General features: G+C 73.1%; 5 protein-coding genes. 2 read left to right on the top strand and 3 right to left on the bottom strand.

The features are described 5' to 3' along the window. The 3 genes from I5G_RS21065 to I5G_RS06510 all read right to left on the bottom strand — a co-directional run. The coding region (locus tag I5G_RS21065; RefSeq protein WP_036326745.1) for a hypothetical protein at positions 1-384 on the bottom strand (384 nt) is incomplete at its 3' end. A 1-nt stretch (position 385) separates the two neighbouring features. Further along, on the bottom strand, positions 386-712 hold the full coding sequence (locus I5G_RS06515; RefSeq protein ID WP_022878341.1) for a YciI family protein: 327 nt from the start codon (positions 710-712) through the stop codon (positions 386-388). Between the two features lie 44 nt (positions 713-756). Continuing rightward, positions 757-1,989: an NAD(P)/FAD-dependent oxidoreductase gene (locus I5G_RS06510; RefSeq protein ID WP_022878340.1), complete on the bottom strand. Its 1,233-nt coding sequence runs from the start codon at positions 1,987-1,989 to the stop codon at positions 757-759. Positions 1,990-2,141: 152 nt separating this feature from the next. On the opposite strand from I5G_RS06510, the gene I5G_RS06505 reads away from it, so the two are divergent. Both I5G_RS06505 and I5G_RS24485 read left to right on the top strand, forming a co-directional pair. Beyond that, positions 2,142-2,654 (top strand): hypothetical protein, encoded by a 513-nt coding sequence (locus I5G_RS06505; protein ID WP_022878339.1) that lies wholly within the window; start codon positions 2,142-2,144, stop codon positions 2,652-2,654. A gap of 87 nt (positions 2,655-2,741) precedes the next feature. Then, positions 2,742-2,857, top strand: a 116-nt coding sequence (locus I5G_RS24485; RefSeq protein WP_148286424.1) for a MerR family DNA-binding transcriptional regulator, incomplete at its 3' end; no start/stop codon positions are given.

Here is a 2,857-nt window from a genome sequence, read left to right as displayed (position 1 = left end):
TCGTCCGTCCCAAGACTCGACGAGGAGGGATGCCGGCACCTCGACGTTCGCGACGTCGACGAGGGCGATCCGGCCGCGGGCGTCCTTCCACCGCGGTCGACGTCCCGAAAGGAGGACGAGGGGCGCCGTGACGCCCGCGGGTCCGGTCTCGCCGGAGTACGGCCAGGCCGACGCGACGGGAACCGTGCGGCCCTCGACCGTCAGCGACACGTCCTTCTCGTCGGCATCCCACCGCTCGAAGGTGTGCGTATCGCGCTCCGGGCGATAGCCGAGGGCGACGAGTTCGGCGGCGACCTCGTCGATCAGGATCCGGTGGGCCTCGTTCCCCGAGCGTCGAGGCCCGAGAGTGTTGAGGCGGGCGATGTGTTCTGCGGCAGTCGCCATGTCAGCCGAGGAAAGGCCGCAGCTCGACCCGGCGACCGCACGCGCGCGAACCGTCGATCGCGAGGTCGCGGGCCGTGTCGAGGTCGGGCGCCTCGATGAGCCAGAACCCGGCGACCCACTCGGCGGTGTCGTTCGCGGGGCCCGGAGTGACCACGGGGTCCCCGGACCGCGCGTCGATGACGAGCGAATCGGCCGGGTGCGCGACGCCCGCGGCGAGCACCCAGTGACCCTCCGCGATCAGGCGGTCGTTGAAGGCGTCGATCGCCTCGCCCTCGTCGTCGGTCGCGGAGGAGCTGCGGTCGTCGATCACGTTCAGAAGGAATCGCATGCGGCCACTGTGGCACCGACCCCCGACACGGGGAAAGCGCCCCGTCATCCGAGGTCGTGCAGCACCGCCTCGGCCGCCCGCTGCCCGGAGACGAGCGCGCCCTGGATGGAGGCGGTGTCGCGATGGTCGCCCGCGACGTACCGCCCGTCGCCCAGGCGGACTGGGCGCCGCAGGTGCACCGGCGGGTCCTGCGCGGGGAGCGCCGCAGCGATGTCGTCGCGCCGCAGCAGTCGCCAGGGTCGGGTATCGGTACCCCACAGCTCCTCGAGGTGCCGGCGGACGTCCGCCTCCGTCGCGCTCGTGGGCAGCACGACCGTCGCCTCGACCAGGTGCCAGCCGCGCGGCGCGTACGTGGGCGCGGTGTTGCTGACGATCGCGGTGTGCACGATCGGCCCGCGCCGGAGCCCATCCACACGCAGCGCGCCGTCGTCGTGGTGCCGCTCGTCGGTGGCGAACCACCACGTCTGCAGGCCCCGCGGGCGGGGGAGCGGGACGTCCAGACCGGGGGTCAGACCGGTGGACAGGACCACGGCGCGGGCGTCGATGGCATCCCCGTCCTCGATGTCCACGCGCCACCCCCGACCGCGCGGCCGGGTCGCGGTGACCCGATGGGAGAGGCGGATGCCGGCTCCCGCCCGCCGCGCGGTGTCGGCCAGCTGCGCGGGGAGAGCACCGATCCCCGCGGCGGGAACCCCGGGGGTGCCGAGCGCGAAGCTGCGCACGAGGAGGCGCACGAAGACATCGGAGGACTCCTGCTCGTCGTCGGCGAGGACGCCCGCGAGGAACGGCTCGAGCACGCTCTCGCGCAGGGGCCCGCGAAGGCCCGCGCGGTCCCACGCCTCGGCGAGCCGGCGATCCGGTCCGCGCTTGACCGCCCGCGGATTCGCGAGGACGGGGAGCGCCCACCGCGCGAGGGACAGAAGGTCGGCGGGGCGCACGAGCCCGCTCCCGAGCGACGCCGGAATCGTCGCCGGATGCCGGAGGGGGTGGGCGACGCGGGCCACGCCGTCGTCGAGCCGCACGGACAGGGCAACCGGGAACCGCCGCAGCGCCAGCGCGCCGACGTCGACCCACCGCCGCACCGCCGGATACGCCGGGTTGAGCACGTGGAAGCCCCGGTCGAGGCGGAAGCCGTCCACGACGTCGGTGCGCTCGCGTCCGCCGACGGCGTCCTCCGCTTCGAGCACCACGACGTCCCGCCCCGCTTCCGCGAGGCGCGTCGCGCACCGCAACCCGGCGAGCCCCGCTCCGATGACCACGACGTCGTATCCGCTCACGTCTCGAGCGTAGGCAGGGCGTGTTCTCGACCGGTGGGGGTTGCGGCACACATCGCTAGGGTGGCGGCATGCGTACGCGACCCCGGGGGCGGGGGCCCCTCGTCATTGCCGGCACGCTTCTCGTCGGTGTCCTTGCGGGATGTGCCACGCCAGTGGGGAGTGCGTACCCGTCGCCGACGCCCACGGGTACGCCGTCGGCGTCCGAGGAGTCGTTCCTCTCTCCGGGCCCGGATACGGGTGCTCTCGAGCGCGCCCGAACGTGGCTCAACACGGCCGTACTCCCGGAGGGTGCTGTCGCCGCCGACGCGGACAGCCTGGGGTCGGCGTTCTCGTCCTACACGGGATGGCCCTGCGGACCGGTCGCGACCCTGACGGCCTATTGGCGACTCCCGGATGCCGACCTCGCCGAGACCGCGACATGGATCTCGACGCACCCCGTCCCTGGACTCATGGTGCCGTTCGTCCGCGACTATGCCGACGTGGAGGGTGAGGTCCACATCGGCCAGATCCCCGCGCAGGAAAGCCAGGAGGGCATCGTGTTCACCATCAAGCCCGCCGCCGACGGCGATGTCGACATCCGCGCGGAGGTCGCGGCGCTCGCCGCGGATGCGACGTGCGCCGACCCCGGTCCCGGCGCCCGCTGGGGCACACCCGGCGAGGGCTGAGTCGTCATCGGAGTTTGACTTCGAGCGCGCTCGAACTCCTAGCCTGCAGGTGTGGCAGACGACGAGACGGATTTCACGATCGCGCAGATGAGCGCGGCGACCGGCGTGACAGCGCACACGCTGCGTTACTACGAGCGCGCCGGACTCATCCAGCCGGTGGCGCGCAGTTTCCGGAAACGGACGGCGCTACTTCGTCGCCGACG

Source organism: Microbacterium sp. B19 (assembly GCF_000333395.1).
In the GTDB taxonomy this organism is placed as follows: Bacteria; Actinomycetota; Actinomycetes; order Actinomycetales; family Microbacteriaceae; genus Microbacterium.
This window is presented reverse-complemented; position numbering and strand designations above follow the sequence as displayed.